Consider the following 14,339-nt stretch of genomic DNA (forward strand, 5'->3'; position numbering starts at 1 on the left):
GACCGCCCCGGGACGCGGACCGGTCAGGCCAGGCAGGTCAGCGGCCTGCCGCCGTTGTAGGCGATCATGTCCGACAGCGCCGCGGCGAAGTCGATGGGCTCGCCCCGGGGCAGGCCGTCCAGCTCGGCGTAGGCCCGGTGCAGGTTGCCGACGATCCGCTCGGGGTCGAGCAGCCCGCCGTACTCGCCGAGGCCGGTCTCGCGCGCCGCCTCCAGCGGCGTCAGGCCCGCCGACCGGCCCAGCTCGGCGGTGGCCATCACGAACCGCAGGTAGCCCCGCACCCGGTCGATCACCTCCGGCCCGCACACGTCGCCGTGCCCCGGCACGATCGTCCGCGCGCCCAGTGTCTCCAGCTCGTCCAGCGCCTCGATGGACCCCGTCACCGACCCCATCATCACGAACGGCGTGCCCCCGTTGAACACCAGGTCCCCGGCGAACAGCAGCGACCGCTCGGGGATCCACACGATCGAGTCGTTGGTGGTGTGCGCGGGACGGCCGACGTGGCGGACCTCGCAGCGCAGCTCGTCGGAGTACAGGGTGACTCCGTCGGCGTAGGTCAGGAAGGGCGGGCTGACCTCCGACCGGCCCCAGTCGACCGCGGTCCAGGCCGTCGTCCGGTACGCGGGGACGCCCTCGGCGAGGATCGTCTCCCGGGTCCGCTCGTGCCCGACGATCGTCGCCTCGGGGAAGGCGAAGTTGCCGAAGGTGTGGTCGCCGTGGTGGTGGGTGTTGACCAGCGTCGTCACCGGCAGGCCGGTGACCGACCTGATCGCCTCGCGGTAGGCCAGGGTGCGCCGCTCGGTGGCGCAGGAGTCCACGCAGATCACCCCGTGCCGCCCGACGAGGAAACCGGTGTTGTTGATCCACCAGCTCCCGTCGGGCTGGACGTAGGCGTAGACGCCGTCGGAGACCTCCTCGACGCGGGCGGAGGGCAGCGGATGGTCGTGACGCGATGAGCTCATGACGGGGATTCTCCGCCCTGACGCGCCCGGAGATCATGAAGATCCCCGGAATCGTCCCGGGCGGGCGACCGGCGGCGCCGTACGGCCAGGGCCGCGCCGGCCGTGACGAACGCCAGCGCCACCAGCAGCGCGCTCACCCACAGCGGGGAGCGGTAGCCGAGCCCCGCGCCGATGGCGGCGCCACCAAGCACGGGGCCCACGGCCGCGCCCACGTTGAGGGCGGCGGTCGCGAACGAGCCGCCCAGGGAGGGCGCCTCGACGGCCTCGTAGAGCGCCCGGGTGATCAGTGTGGAGCCGACGGCGAAGGACAGCGCGCCCTGGACGAACACGAGCACGAACATCCAGGCCGGCGCGTCCGCGGTCGCCATGAGAAGCAGCCAGCCCACGGCCAGGGCCAGGCCGCCGGGCACCAGCAGCCGCATCGGCCGCTCGTCCGACACGCGGCCGCCGACGGTCACACCGGCGAACGACCCCAGGCCGAACAGCGCCAGGAAGACCGGGACCCATCCCGGGCCGAACCCGCCGACGTCGGTGACCAGCGGCGCCAGGTAGGTGAAGGCGCAGAAGGTCGCGCCGTTCACGAGCGCGCCCAGTGACAGGGTCACCAGCAGCCGGGGACGGCGCAGCGCCCGCAGCTCCCGCCGCGCGCCGGGCACGGCCGCGTCCGGCGATGCCGCCGGGACCGAGCGCAGGATCGCGAGGACGGCCGGCGCCGAGACGGCGGCCACCGCCCAGAACGCCGAGCGCCAGCCCCACACCTGGCCGAGCACGGCGCCGGCGGGCACGCCCGCGACGCACGCGAGGGTGACGCCGCCCAGCAGGACGGCGGTGGCCCGGCCCTTGGCGGCGGGCCCGGCCAGGCCGGACGCCGTCGCGAGGCCCACGGCCAGGAACCCGGCGTTGGCCAGCGCCGCGACGACCCGGGTCACCAGCAGGACGCCGAAGTCGGCGGTGACCGCTCCGGCGACGTGCACGAGCGTGAAGGCGACCAGGAAGACCAGCAGCGCCCGCCGTCTCGGCCACCGCAGGCTGAGGACGGCCATCAGCGGCGCGCCGACGATCATTCCTACGGCGAAGGCCGAGGTCAGCGTTCCGGCGGCCGGGACGGAGACCCCCAGGTCACCGGCGATCTCGGGGATGAGCCCGGACAGCATGAACTCGGACGTCCCCTGGGCGAAGACCGCCAGCCCGAGCATGTAGATGACGATTGGCATACGAGAACTCACAACCGTGTCGTGGTCGGAATGGTGCGAAGTGGCTCCGGAGCCCTTCGGGAGCCCCTCCGGAGCGGCTCCGGAAGGACTCCGAAGCGGCCTGAAGCGGCTTCGAATCGATGAGGGCACGGTGAGCCGCCGCGGCGGCCACGGCCGGGCGCCGCTCGGAGCGGCAGGACCGGCCGGGCGCGCGGGATCACCGCGTGGAAGGACCTGGAAGCACCCGGGCAGGAGGCGTCACCGCGCGTGACCGCGACGGCGGGCACGGCGATGCGGAACCCGGGAGGAGGAAGCCCGTACGACGGAGGTTCAGCGGCGGATACGGCGAAGGAGCGCGGCGTCTCGGACGCGACGGCGCTTCAGCACGGGATCACGGTCGGCCACCGAACAACCGGTGGCTAGCGTCTTGACGCCTCGGGGCTGGACATGGACCGCATCCTAGCCCCGCCGCGGACACCCCGTCCATCGCGCCGATCATCCACCGGGGGACCGCCACCGGTCCGGGCGGACGCGGGGTGCGGAGCCCGGCCCGCCGCGCCGCGGCCGGCCCGCTTCATGCCCGCGGCGCCGGAGAGTCCCCCGGGGACGCCGGATCAGCGGACACCCGGTCACGCCCGCCGCAGGCGCACCTGCACCGGCCGGCCGTCCACGGTCTCGAACCGCACCGCGGTCGCCTCGCCCCGCACCCGCGCCTCGCACGGCTGGTCGCCGTCGGCGCGCCAGCGTCCCCGCAGCGTCACCCGCATCAGGTGCGGGTGGCTCGGGCTGGTCAGCCACGGCCGCGACCAGGGGCTGTAGTGGCCGACGTAGCGGCCTTGCTCGTACTGGTCGGGGTCGATCCCGCCGTAGAGCCGCAGGTCGGGGTCGCACACCGCCAGCGCCAGCCCGTCGTCCCCGTCGGCCCTGACGAGCACCATGGAGGGCGTGTCCACCTCGCGCACGGGTCCCTCGGCGTCCTTCAGAGGCGCGAAGACCGCGTAGCCGGTGATCCCGGTGGCCCGGTCGCGCACCACGTGCGCGACCGTGTCGGCGCGCAGCACGGTGTACGGCGCGGCCGCCGGGTCGTCCATCGCGGCGGCGAAGGCGGCCATCCCCTCGGGGGTGGCGCCGACCACCATCGCGTACTCGTATCCGCCGTCGCGGGGTGAGACGCCGTGCCTGATCCAGGCGGTGGCGAAGTCGCCGGTGGTCGGCGCCTCGGTCGCGTTGTCGCGGGAGGTCTGGGCCGACCGGGTCAGGCCGATCCGCTGCCCGGGTGCCAGGTAGTAGCCGACGCCCTTGTCGTCCAGCAGCCAGCGCGGCGCGATGTCCGGCGCCGCCGTGTAGGGGAAGGCCGTGACGGGTTCGGCGGCGCCGACGTGGGTGGGGTCCGTACGGGCGGCCAGGTGGGTCTGGAAGAGCGTGGTCTCGGTCTCGTGCCGGGAGTCGTTGCCGATGCCGGTGCCGACGGCCACGATCCGGTCGTCGAACAGGAAGACCGACTTCAGCGCACGGTGCGAGCCCTCGTACTTGGGGTGCTCGCGGAGTTCCATGGCGAACATGCCGTTTCGGCCGTCGATGGTGTGCGCCCCGCCGAACCGCGAGTCGGTGAGCAGCATCTCCTCGATGGCCCCGGTCAGGTCGCCCTTCAGCTCGTCGAGCGGCAGGTGCACGGTCGTGGCGCCGGGCCGGCGGTTCCAGTCCCAGCCCTGCTGGACGTAGCCGCTGGCGGCGTTGCCGATCGGGTTGCCCCGGTGCAGCACCTGGATCTGCCCGTAGGTGTTGTACCGGCCGTACCAGTTGGCGCCCTCGTAGATCTCGGTGCTCCACAGGTACCGGTTGTGCCCGCGCACCGTGACCTGCCACTCGTCGCGCCGGTGGACGGCCAGGGCGGCGTAGTTGACGGCCCAGTTGCCGGTGGGGGCGGCCTCGGCGGTGACGCCGCGGGCCGCCAGCCGTTCGGCGACCTTCCGCTGCGCCGCGGTCGGCGCGGCGGGCAGCAGCCGCAGGAAGGCGGCGGCGAGTTCGGGGTCCACGTCGCCGCTCCCGCCGGGGGTGCCGGAGATCGCCATCCACTGGTACGGCACCGGTGACAGGGCGGTCAGCCCGCTGGGGTTGCGCCCGCTGATCGAGATGGGCCAGTGGTTCCTGTTCGCGTAGACGCGCATGGCCAGCAGCGCCCGCTTCAGCCAGGAGTGCGGTTCGTCGGCGAGGCGGAAGGCCCCGCCGCTGAGCACGTAGACCAGCGGGGCCAGCCCGGTGAAGCCGTCGCGGACGTAGTCGGGGAAGAAGCCGACGTGGTGGAAGACGGCCCCGTCCACCTTGAGGCCGTCCTGGATTCCCGCGGTGGGGAGCAGCGCCCAGTTCAGCCAGTCGAGCAGCGCCCGCAGCCAGGCGATCCGCTCGGCGTCGGTGTCGCGCAGCAGCGCGGCGGCGAGCATGCCGCGCAGGGTGGTGTTGAGGATGTCCATGACGCTGCAGTGGGCCTGCCGGTGCGTCCGGTCGCGGAAGACGCGGCCGAACCCGCACAGCCACGTCAGGTCCGCGCGGACCCCCTCGAACAGCCCGGCCTCCCGCAGGACGTCCCTCATCAGGTACACGGAGTCGTAGTAGCCCCGCACGTTGTAGCCCAGGTGGTGGATGGTGCCCTGGCAGCTCCCCCAGGTCCAGCCCTGGTCCCTCAGGTGGGCGGTCATCCGGACGTAGAGGGCGGCGAGCGCGGGCCGGTGCGCCGGTCCGGCCGAGGCGTGGGCCAGCGCCAGGCTCCGCATCAGGTCGGTGTAGGCGCCCAGCGCGACCGGGTCGGCGAACGCCTTCAGCTCGGCGGCGATCGCGGCGGGGTGGATCTGCGTCTGGTAGGAGAAGACCGGGCGGCCCGTCCCCGTGGAGGCCGCCCCGGGCACGCCGTACGCGGTGACCTGGGCGGTGAGCGCGGCGACCGAGGCGTCGTCCACCTTCACCGGCGTCAGGAGGTACTCGTCCCGGTAGCGGGCGGTGAGGGCGCGCAGGGAGGTGGTCTCCTCCGCCGACGGCGGGGAGGTGTCCATCCGGGCGTGGGAAAGCAGCCGGTCGAACAGGTGGAGCGCCTGCCAGTGCTGGGCGTCGTAGTCGTCGCCCTCGGCGGCGATGTCCGGCACCTGGGCGTCGCGGCAGGGGGCGTCGGGCCGCAGCGGCGCGTTCAGGATGAGCTGGTCGAGGTGGAGGACCCCGGTACGGCGGGGCGCGATGATCCGCAGGGTGTCCATGCCGGGGTGCGGCCGGCCGCGCATGTCGTAGTCGTAGCGGACCCAGGCCGTCCGCCAGCCGGTGAAGCCGAGCCGGAACTCGAACCAGGCGTCGGTCCGGTCGCCGCGGCCGAACTCGAAGCGGACCACGTCGTCCACCGGCGTCTCGTTGAAGATCCAGACGGAGAAGGTGTCCACGGTGCCCTGCCACGCCTGGTCGTCCAGCGGCCGGTAGGGGTCGGGGGCGAACCTCAGGGGAGCCCTGACGGTGATCACGGAGCGGTCGCCGTGCTCCCAGCGGAGCGAGTGGTGCCCGCAGATCGCGGCGCGGTCGCTGATCGTGAGGGCCGAGCCGGGCCCGGCGGTGAACTGCGGCGGGACGGCGGTCTCCAGCAGGAAGACCGGCGGGTCCATGGCCAGCGCGCGCCGTTCCAGGTCCCCGGGGTCCCCGGGCGCGGCGTCGCGGGCGGCCGTCCGGCCGGCGGCGGGCGCCGCGCCGGGGAGCGGGAGCACGGCTCCGGCCACGCCCGCCGCGCCGGCCCGGAGCGCGGTCCTGCGAGTGATCTCCACCACGGGTGCCTCCCTGGGATCGGACTGGCCGTATCCAACGGGAGGAAAAACATATGAATAAAGAACTAATCACCGATTTTTCCGGATCTGTCGTCTGCCGACGCTCGGCGACCCGGGATTTACCGGATTCCTCTTTGAATCATCCGTTGACGACGGGATGAATCCATGATCAGGATGCCGTCATCCCCTTCTCCTCAGACAAGGGGCCCGGATCCCGCAGGAGTGCCCGTTGAACCGCCCCCTCCCCCGCCGCCGGACGCCCGGCCCCCCGTTCCGAGGACCGTCCGGCCCCGGCGCCGTACCGGGCGGCGGGTGACGCCGTGCCCGACTCACGGGAGCTGAAGTTCCGCAAGCTCGCCACCGACCTGCGCACCGCGATCCGCTCGGGCGTCTGGGCGGGCGGCGCGAAGCTGCCCACCGAGCAGGAGCTCGCCAGGGCGCACCGGGTCAGCCTCACCACCGTCCGCCGCGCGGTGGACGAGCTCGTCGCCGAGGGGCTCGTGATCCGGCGGCAGGGGGCGGGCACCTTCGCGGTCCCGCGGACCATGACCGTCCACGGCGGGGCCGCGATGGTCGGCGTGGTCGTGCCGGACACCGCCCTGTACTACCCCAAGGTGCTGGAGGGCGTCGAGGAGGTGCTGACCGCCGCCGGGGCGCGGCTGCTGCTGACCTGCTCCCGCTACCGGCCCGAGGAGGAGGACGCCGCGCTGCGGCGCATGCTCGACTCCGGGGTGGACGGCCTGCTCGTCGTCCCCACCCTGCTGGGCAGCGCCGACCCCGTCGCGCTCGTCCGCCGCCTCGCCGCCCTGCCGGTGCCCACCGTGCTGATCGAGCGCGGCCTGGACGACGGCGACGACCCCAGCGAGCACGTCCGCACCGACCACGTGGCCGGGGCGTACGCGGCCGTGCGCCACCTGGCCTCGCTCGGCCACACCCGCCTCGCCCTGCTGTCCCGCTCGGGCAACCCCACCAGCGCCCCGGTCGGCAGGGGCTTCGCCGCCGCCGTCGCGGACCTGCGCCTGCGGGCCGCCGAGCCGTTCTCCATCCCGTACGGCGAGTGGGACTCCGAGGTCGCCGACGCGCAGGTGCGCCGGGTCGTGGCCGAGGGCGCCACGGCCGTCGTCTGCTTCGGAGACCGCGAGGCCATCATGGTGGTCTCCGCCGCCCGGCGGGCGGGCCTGGCCGTACCGGGCGACCTGGCCGTCGTCTCCTACGACGACGAGATCGCCGAGCTGGCGGAGGTGCCGCTCACCGCCGTCTCCCCGCCCAAGCGGCATCTCGGCCGCCAGGCGGCCGAGCTCCTGCTCCGCCGCCTGGGTGAGCCCGACCTGCCCCGCCATCAGATACGGCTGCGCCCCGGCGTCGTCGTGCGCCGGTCGTGCGGCGCCTACCCGAGGGAGGCCGCCGATGGCTGAGCTGCGTCTGGGACTGGTCGGCGCGGGCGCCGTCGGCGTGCTGCACGCCGAGGCGGCTCCGCGGGTGCCCGGCGTGCGGGTGGGCGCGGTGTGCGACGTGGACCCGGAGGCCGCGCGCCGGGTCGCCGCGCCCCACGGCGCGCCGGTGTACCCGGACCACCGCGCGCTGCTGTCCTCGGGAGAGGTGGACGCGGTGGTGGTCGCCACCCCGCACGCGCTGCACACCGCGATCGTGTGCGACGCCGCCGCCGCCGGACTGCACGTCCTGGTCGAGAAGCCCATGGCCACCTCGCTCGCCGACTGCGACCTGATGATCGCCGCCTGCGCCGCCGCCGGGGTACGGCTGGCCGTCGGGCACGTCCAGCGCTTCCTGCCCGACAAGGCCGCGGCGATGGCGGCCCTGGAGGCCGGAAGGATCGGTGAGCCGCTGATGATGTCCGACCGGCGCGGCTCCGACTACCGGCGCGGCTCGCGGCCCGGCTGGTTCCTCGACCCCGGGCTGTCCGGCGGAGGGGTGTTCATCAACATCGGCGCGCACAGCGTGGACCGGCTGGTGTGGCTGTCGGGCCGGCGGGTCGAACGGGTGGACGCCTCGACGACCAGCTCCCTGCCCACCGCCGGCCCGGCCGGCTCCTCCCCCGTGGAGACCGACGCGCTGGTCAGGCTGGCGCTGGCGGGCGGCCTGGCCGCGCAGGTCACGGTGACCTCCACCGGCCCGCCCGCCCCGCACGACGAGGTCGTCGTCGTCGGCGAGCGCGGCACGCTGTCGATCTCCCCCCACACCGGTACGGCGCTGCACCGGGACGGCGTGACGGCCTGGCTGCACCGGCCGGGCGGCGACGACGTCCCCGCGGCCTTCGCCGCCCAGCTCGCCGACTTCGCCGGGGCGGTGCGGACCGGCCGGGAACCGGCGGTGACCGGGTCGCACGGGCGGCATGTTCTGGAGGTCGTGCTGGCGGCCTACGCCTCGGCGGCCCGCCGTGCCCCGGTGCCGATCCCGGACGTATCACTCCGTGCTCCAATATGATCTTCGAACTCCGCGGGCCGCCCGGTGGGCACCTCGGGCGGTCCGGGCCGCGAGCGTGAGAGAGGCACGGAATGGTCGCTTCGAACGGCTACGGGTACCGGCACGGCACCATGGCACGCGCCGCCGTGGACCTGGACTCCATCGACGAGCAACTGAACGACATCCGGCGGATCCTGGAGACGGAGTGCGCCCTGCCCTCGGGCGCGTTCGGGTGGGGGGCCGAGATGGGCCGCAGGTCGTACGAGAAGTACCGCAACGCCTGGCACGACGAGGGGGGACATCACGTGAGCGCCGCCACCAGGATGTCCGCCAGAAGGGCGGCCTGGGCGCCGTCGGGGTCGAGGTCGGGGTCGAAGATCGTCACCTGGAGCCCGGCGGCCCCCGGCATGGCGAGCAGTCCGCGCAGGATCCCGACGAGCTCGTCCGGCGTCATCCCGCCCGGCGCCGGCGAGTCGACCGCCGGGAGGATCTCCGGGTCCAGCACGTCGGGATCGAGGTGGATCCAGAAGCCGTCGTGCCCCAGCGTCCCGCGCGCCGCCTCCAGCGCCCCCTCGGCGCCGCTCACGCAGGCCAGCCCGCTGCCTTCGATGTCGGCGAGGTCCTCGTCCTCCCGCACGCCGATCAGCAGCACGTCCTCGTCGCGCACGTACGGCTGCAGCCCGTCGATGTCCACCAGGTGCGGCTCGCCGCGCCCGGTCACCAGCGCGACGCTCTCCCCGCCGGCCGCCCCGACGTGCGGGGAGTTGCCCAGGTGCCGGAAGTCGGCGTGCGCGTCCAGGTAGGCCAGTCCGTACCGGCCGGTGCGGCGCAGCGCGAGGGCGGGCCCGAGCAGGATCGAGCAGTCCCCGCCCAGCACCACGGGGAAGCCGCCCGACTCCCTGATCGCGGCGATCCGGCCGGCCAGCCGCCGGGTGTACGCCGCGATGGCCTGTCCGTTGCGCACGCCGTCGCCCGGCTGCCAGGTGGCCACGTACCGGGGCGGCACCGCGGCTCCCGCGTCGTCCGCGCCGAGCCGCCGGAGCAGCCCGTGGTCGCGCAGCGCCCAGGGTGCCTTGTAAACGCCCGGCACCGTGTCCGGGGCGGGTGGCCGCAGCCCGAGGTTGGAGGGCGCGTCGAGGAGCGTGAGCCGCCTGTCAGTGGTTACCCGCTTCATACACCTGACGCTAGCAGTCGACTCCGGCGTTGTCATGGGTTAAATTGAGTTAAGTCGTTATCGGAGGCGCTCGGATGCGGGAATACGCGGAAACCGGCCTGGTGGCGCTGGACCTGGCCAACACCTGGGACGAATACCTCGACGTCCCCGAGCGCCTTCCGTCCGTGGAGGCGCTCGCCCTGTTCTGCCGGGCGCTGTCGATCCCCGCGCCCGCGCCCCCGACCCCCGCGGACCTCGCCGAGGCCCGCGAGACCCGCGCCCGGCTGCGCGAGATCCTCGCCACGGCGCCCGCCGGCCGCGCCGCCGCCCTCGCCGCCTGGGCCGACACCCTGCCCCTGCGCCCGGCGATCACCGTGGCCGACGGCCTGCCCCTGCTCCGCCCGGCGCCCGCGGAGGACCGCCTGTCCGTCCTGCTGGCCGCCCGCGCCATCGACGACCTGCTGTCCCTGGCGTCCTCGGGCGAGTGGGAACGCCTGCGCCTGTGCGCCGCCGCCCCCTGCCGCGACGCCTTCCTCGACCGGAGCCGCCCGGGGCGCCGCCTGTTCTGCTCCACCCGCTGCGCCAACCGCGCCCACGCCGCCGTCTCACGCGCCCGCCGCCGCTGACCCTCAGCCGTCCCGGGAGGTCCGCAGGTCGAGGGCGATGTCGACGATCATGTCCTCCTGCCCGCCGACCATCCCGCGGCGGCCCGCCTCGACGAGGATGCTCCGGGTGTCCAGCCCGTAGCGGGCCGCGGCGTCCTCCGCGTGGCGCAGGAAGCTGGAGTAGACCCCCGCGTAGCCCAGCGTGAGCGTCTCCCGGTCGACCTGGACGGGACGGCTCTGCAGCGGCCGGACCAGGTCGTCGGCGGCGTCCATCAGCGCGAAGAGGTCGCAGCCGTGGTCCCAGCCCATCAGGTCGGCCACCGCGACGAACGCCTCCAGCGGGCAGTTGCCCGCGCCGGCGCCCATCCCGGCGAGGGAGGCGTCCACGCGGGTCACGCCGTTCTCCACCGCGACCACCGAGTTGGCGACGCCGAGCCCCAGGTTGTGGTGCGCGTGCACGCCGATCTCGGTGCCGGGGTCGAGGACGTCGCGGTAGGCGCGGGCCCGCTCGCGTACGCCGTCCATGGTGAGACGGCCGCCGGAGTCGGTGACGTAGACGCAGTGCGCGCCGTAGGACTCCATCAGCTTCGCCTGCCGCGCCAGCTCGGCGGGCGGCGCCATGTGCGACATCATGAGGAACCCCGCGACGTCCATGCCGAGCTCGCGGGCGACGCCGATGTGCTGGGCGGCGATGTCGGCCTCCGTGCAGTGGGTCGCCACCCGCACCGACCGCACGCCCAGCGCGTGGGCGCGGCGCAGGTCGGCAACGGTGCCGATGCCGGGCAGCAGCAGCGTGGTCAGCACGGCGCGGGACATGGCCGAGGCGGCGGCCTCGATCCACTCCTCGTCGAGGCACGCCCCGGGGCCGTAGTTGACGCTGCCGCCGGCGAGCCCGTCGCCGTGCGCGATCTCGACCGCGGCGACGCCGGCCCGGTCGAGGGCCCCGGCGATCGCGGCGACCTGCTCGGCGGTGTAGCGGTGGCGGATGGCGTGCATGCCGTCCCGCAGGGTCACGTCCTGCACGTAGAGCTTCATCGGGCGGCCGTCCTCTCCGCGACGCGCAGCGCCGCCGACGTCATGATGTCCAGGTTGCCGGCGTACGCGGGCAGGTAGTGGGCGGCGCCCTCGACCTCCAGGAACACCGAGACGAGCACCCCCTCGCCCCCGAGGCCGGCGAGGGGGTCGCCGGCGCCGACGGCGCGGAACTGCACCTCCTGCTTGAGCCGGTAGCCGGGCACGTAGGCGGCGACCTCGGCGACCATCTCCTTCACCGACGCGGTGACCGCGGCCGGGTCGCACTCGGGGACCAGGCAGTACACGGTGTCGCGCATGATGACGGGCGGCTCGGCCGGGTTGAGCACGATGATGGCCTTGCCGCGCCGGGCGCCGCCGACGACCTCCAGGGCGCGCGACGTGGTCTCGGTGAACTCGTCGATGTTGGCGCGGGTCCCGGGGCCGGCCGACCGGGAGGCGATCGAGGCGACGATCTCGGCGTAGGCGACGGGGGCCACGCGCGACACCGCGGCGACGATCGGCACGGTGGCCTGCCCGCCGCAGGTGACCATGTTCACGTTGTCCTCGTCCAGGTGGCGGTCGAGGTTGACGGCCGGGACGACGTAGGGGCCGATCGCGGCGGGCGTCAGGTCGATCAGCCGCCTGCCGTACGGGCGCAGCGCCGCCTCGTTGCGCCGGTGCGCCCCGGCCGAGGTGGCGTCCAGCACCACCGAGACGTCGTCGAAGCAGGGCAGCCCGATCAGGCCCTCGACGCCCTCGTGCGTGGTCGCCACGCCCATGCGTCGGGCCCTGGCGAGGCCGTCGGAGGCGGGGTCGATCCCGGCCATCGCCGCGACCTCCAGCGTCTTCGACGTCCTGATCACCTTGATCATCAGGTCGGTGCCGATGTTGCCCGAGCCGATGATCGCGACCTTGGCTCTGCTCATTCCGTTTCCTCCTCGCCGCGGCAGAACCGGGCGAACTCCTTGGTCATCGAGTCGGCGAGTTCCTCCACCCCGGGCCCCTCGCCGGTCAGGGGGGTGCCGTGGTTGCCGAGGTAGAGGGGCACGTCCACGAGGTGGCAGGCGCCGAGCGCGACGCCGCCGTGGCTCATGGGCGAACGGTGGGCGCACACCAGCAGCCGGGCGGGGCCCCGGTGCGCCCGGACGAGTTCCTCCGCGGGCCGCTGGAAGATCTCCTGGTTCTCCGGGTCGTCGCCGCCGATCGCGGCGAACAGCCGCATCTCCTCGGTCGTGCTCGTCACCAGGAGCGGCACCGGGGCGGCGGCGCCCGACCGGATCGCCTCCATCGGGTGGACGGCCAGCAGGTCGCCGTCCACCACGGGCGCGACCGGCAGCAGCCCGCCCACCGGCGGAACGGCCCGTACGGCGGCGCCCTCGGCGGCCAGCAGGTCGTCCACGGCCGCGCCGACGGGGTCCGCGCCGAGCGCGCGGCCGGCCGCCGAGGTCCAGGCGGCGGCCTCGGCCGGGGTGGCGAAGCCGTACGGCACCGGGCTCATCGCCACGGCCCGGGTGAACAGGCCGGGAGCGCAGGTCATCAGGGCCAGGACGCTGGTGCCGCCCGCCGAGTGGCCGGCGAGGGTCACCCGGTCCGGGTCGCCGCCGAACGCGGAGATGTTGCCGCGCACCCACTCCAGTGCGGCGATCTGGTCGCGCAGGGCGAGGTTGGCCGGGACGGCGTCGTCGTACCGGAACCCGGCGTAGCCGAGCCGGTAGTTCACGGTCACCACGACGAGGCCGTGGTCGCGGGCGAGCGCGGCGCCGTCGTACATGCGCTGCGCGCCGGAGCCGAACACGAACGCGCCGCCGTGCAGGAGCACCAGCACCGGCCGCCGTCCCGCGCACGAGGAGGTCCAGACGTTCAGGTACAGGCAGTCCTCGCGGCCGGTGGACGGGTCGATCTCCAGGCCGGGCACCCAGGCCATCCGGCCGGGCCGCTGCGGCGCGGGCGGGCCGGGGGTGAGGGCGTCGGCGACGCCCCGCCACGGCCGGGCGGGGACGGGGGCGGCGAAGCGGCGGGCCGGGGCCGCGTACCGCACGCCCCTGAACGCGAGGACGCCTCCGGCGTCGAGGCCCCGCAGCGTCCCCAGGGGGGTGTGCGCGAGGGGCGCCGCGCCTCCCCCGGCGGGAGGCCCGCCGGGGACGCCGGGGACACCGGGGACACCGGGGACACCGAGCGTGCCGAGCCCGCCGCTCCGCCCGGTCATGAGTCCAGCCCCAGGAACCTCTTCGCGTTGCCGCCGAGGATCGCGGCCCGCTCCGCGTCGTCGAGGCCGGGGCACTCCCGGACGGTCGAGCCCGGCTCCTGCTCGCCCAGCGGGAAGGGGAAGTCGGTGCCGAGCATGACCCGGTCGGCGCCCATCACGTCGATGAGCAGGCGCAGCGCCCGCGGGTCGAACACCGCCGAGTCGACGTAGAAACGGTCGGTGTACGCCGAGGGCGGCCTGGGCGAGTCCTTCCGGACGATGTCGCGGTTGCGCCAGGCGTTGTCGGCGCGGCCGAGGAGGAAGGCGAAGCTGCCTCCGCCGTGGCAGAAGCAGAGCCGCAGCGACGAGGGCAGCCGCTCGAACGCGCCGGACAGCATCAGCGACAGGATGCCGAGCTGGGTCTCGGCGCCCATCCCGACCAGCCACGGCAGCATGTAGCGTCCCATGCGGTCCGCGGCGAGCATGTCCCACGGGTGCACGAGCACCGGCATGTCCTCGTCGGCGCAGTGGGCGAGGAACGCGACGATGTCGGGATCGTCGAGGTTGCGGGGGCCCACGTGGTTGCCGATGTGCACCCCGCGGTGCCCGGCGGCCTTGGCCTTGGTGACCGCCGTGCTCGCCAGCTCCAGGTCCTGCAGCGGGACCTGGCACAGCGGCAGCAGCCGGGCGGGGTCCTGGGCGCAGTAGGCGAGGATGCGGTCGTTGACCATCTCGCACCAGTCGGCGGCGCGGTCGGCGGCGGCGGCGTACCCGAACAGCAGCGGCGTCGAGGAGACCGCCTGCACCCGCACGCCGGAGCGGTCCATCGCCGCAAGGCGCGCCGCGGCGTCCCACAGCTCGGGGGTGACGGGGCGGTAGTCGTCCTCGCCGCTCATCATCATGCCGTCGCGCAGCCAGGGCTCGCCGGCGCCCGCGAGGACCCGGCTCTCCTCCCGGGAGATGCGCGGGAAGACGTGGGCGTGGACGTCGATGACCGTCATGCGGACGCTTC

Annotated in this window: 11 protein-coding genes; 3 read left to right on the forward strand and 8 right to left on the reverse strand. The window is 74.5% G+C overall.

Features of this window, described 5'->3' with window-relative positions:
- Window positions 1-23: 23 nt before the first annotated feature.
- From ACQP10_RS25245 to ACQP10_RS25255, 3 genes are all read right to left on the reverse strand, one after another.
- The gene (locus ACQP10_RS25245) at window positions 24-962 is read right to left on the reverse strand and encodes an MBL fold metallo-hydrolase (protein ID WP_346022715.1); all 939 of its coding nucleotides are present in this window, start codon (window positions 960-962) and stop codon (window positions 24-26) included.
- On the reverse strand, window positions 959-2,176 hold the full coding sequence (locus tag ACQP10_RS25250) for a Cmx/CmrA family chloramphenicol efflux MFS transporter (RefSeq protein WP_389996256.1): 1,218 nt from the start codon (window positions 2,174-2,176) through the stop codon (window positions 959-961). The genes ACQP10_RS25245 and ACQP10_RS25250 overlap by 4 nt, the downstream gene beginning before the upstream one ends.
- Before the next feature lie 608 nt (window positions 2,177-2,784).
- On the reverse strand, window positions 2,785-5,952 hold the full coding sequence (locus tag ACQP10_RS25255) for a chondroitinase family polysaccharide lyase (RefSeq protein ID WP_433539838.1): 3,168 nt from the start codon (window positions 5,950-5,952) through the stop codon (window positions 2,785-2,787).
- A 317-nt stretch (window positions 5,953-6,269) separates the two neighbouring features.
- Here ACQP10_RS25255 and ACQP10_RS25260 point away from each other — a divergent pair, with 317 nt between their 5' ends.
- Both ACQP10_RS25260 and ACQP10_RS25265 read left to right on the forward strand, forming a co-directional pair.
- Complete coding sequence (locus ACQP10_RS25260; protein WP_399499192.1) at window positions 6,270-7,364, forward strand: GntR family transcriptional regulator; 1,095 nt, start codon at window positions 6,270-6,272, stop codon at window positions 7,362-7,364.
- Window positions 7,357-8,391: a Gfo/Idh/MocA family protein gene (locus ACQP10_RS25265; protein ID WP_433539839.1), complete on the forward strand. Its 1,035-nt coding sequence runs from the start codon at window positions 7,357-7,359 to the stop codon at window positions 8,389-8,391. Before ACQP10_RS25260 ends, ACQP10_RS25265 begins: the two co-directional genes overlap by 8 nt.
- 280 nt (window positions 8,392-8,671) lie before the next feature.
- On the opposite strand, the gene ACQP10_RS25270 is transcribed toward ACQP10_RS25265, so the two are convergent.
- Entirely contained in the window at window positions 8,672-9,544 is an 873-nt protein-coding gene (locus ACQP10_RS25270; RefSeq protein ID WP_433539840.1) for an arginase family protein, read from the reverse strand.
- Between the two features lie 74 nt (window positions 9,545-9,618).
- Between ACQP10_RS25270 and ACQP10_RS25275 the strand changes: the two genes are divergently transcribed.
- Window positions 9,619-10,149: a CGNR zinc finger domain-containing protein gene (locus ACQP10_RS25275; protein WP_433539841.1), complete on the forward strand. Its 531-nt coding sequence runs from the start codon at window positions 9,619-9,621 to the stop codon at window positions 10,147-10,149.
- Window positions 10,150-10,152: 3 nt separating this feature from the next.
- On the opposite strand, the gene dmpG is transcribed toward ACQP10_RS25275, so the two are convergent.
- Genes dmpG through ACQP10_RS25295 form a run of 4 tightly spaced genes read right to left on the reverse strand, consistent with a single transcriptional unit; the run spans window position 10,153 to window position 14,328 of the window.
- Entirely contained in the window at window positions 10,153-11,163 is a 1,011-nt protein-coding gene (gene dmpG, locus ACQP10_RS25280; protein ID WP_179827582.1) for a 4-hydroxy-2-oxovalerate aldolase, read from the reverse strand.
- The gene (locus tag ACQP10_RS25285; protein WP_433539842.1) at window positions 11,160-12,068 is read right to left on the reverse strand and encodes an acetaldehyde dehydrogenase (acetylating); all 909 of its coding nucleotides are present in this window, start codon (window positions 12,066-12,068) and stop codon (window positions 11,160-11,162) included. Before ACQP10_RS25285 ends, dmpG begins: the two co-directional genes overlap by 4 nt.
- A complete protein-coding gene (locus ACQP10_RS25290; RefSeq protein WP_433539843.1) occupies window positions 12,065-13,348 on the reverse strand; it encodes a carboxylesterase family protein in 1,284 nt (427 codons plus the stop codon). Before ACQP10_RS25290 ends, ACQP10_RS25285 begins: the two co-directional genes overlap by 4 nt.
- Window positions 13,345-14,328, reverse strand: a complete 984-nt coding sequence (locus ACQP10_RS25295; protein WP_179827579.1) for an amidohydrolase family protein — start codon at window positions 14,326-14,328, stop codon at window positions 13,345-13,347. Before ACQP10_RS25295 ends, ACQP10_RS25290 begins: the two co-directional genes overlap by 4 nt.
- Window positions 14,329-14,339 lie beyond the last annotated feature (11 nt).

The sequence above is a fragment of the Streptosporangium sandarakinum genome, assembly GCF_050942225.1.
Lineage (GTDB): Bacteria > Actinomycetota > Actinomycetes > Streptosporangiales > Streptosporangiaceae > Streptosporangium > Streptosporangium nondiastaticum.

Excerpts from the sequence above, each read along its gene's own strand:
- ACQP10_RS25275 (WP_433539841.1), top strand. The coding sequence starts at position 9,619 with ATGCGGGAATACGCGGAAACCGGCCTGGTGGCGCTGGACCTGGCCAAC.
- ACQP10_RS25290 (WP_433539843.1), bottom strand. The coding sequence starts at position 13,348 with ATGACCGGGCGGAGCGGCGGGCTCGGCACGCTCGGTGTCCCCGGTGTC.
- ACQP10_RS25250 (WP_389996256.1), bottom strand. The coding sequence starts at position 2,176 with ATGCCAATCGTCATCTACATGCTCGGGCTGGCGGTCTTCGCCCAGGGG.
- ACQP10_RS25295 (WP_179827579.1), bottom strand. The coding sequence starts at position 14,328 with ATGACGGTCATCGACGTCCACGCCCACGTCTTCCCGCGCATCTCCCGG.
- ACQP10_RS25285 (WP_433539842.1), bottom strand. The coding sequence starts at position 12,068 with ATGAGCAGAGCCAAGGTCGCGATCATCGGCTCGGGCAACATCGGCACC.
- ACQP10_RS25245 (WP_346022715.1), bottom strand. The coding sequence starts at position 962 with ATGAGCTCATCGCGTCACGACCATCCGCTGCCCTCCGCCCGCGTCGAG.
- ACQP10_RS25265 (WP_433539839.1), top strand. The coding sequence starts at position 7,357 with ATGGCTGAGCTGCGTCTGGGACTGGTCGGCGCGGGCGCCGTCGGCGTG.
- ACQP10_RS25270 (WP_433539840.1), bottom strand. The coding sequence starts at position 9,544 with ATGAAGCGGGTAACCACTGACAGGCGGCTCACGCTCCTCGACGCGCCC.
- dmpG (WP_179827582.1), bottom strand. The coding sequence starts at position 11,163 with ATGAAGCTCTACGTGCAGGACGTGACCCTGCGGGACGGCATGCACGCC.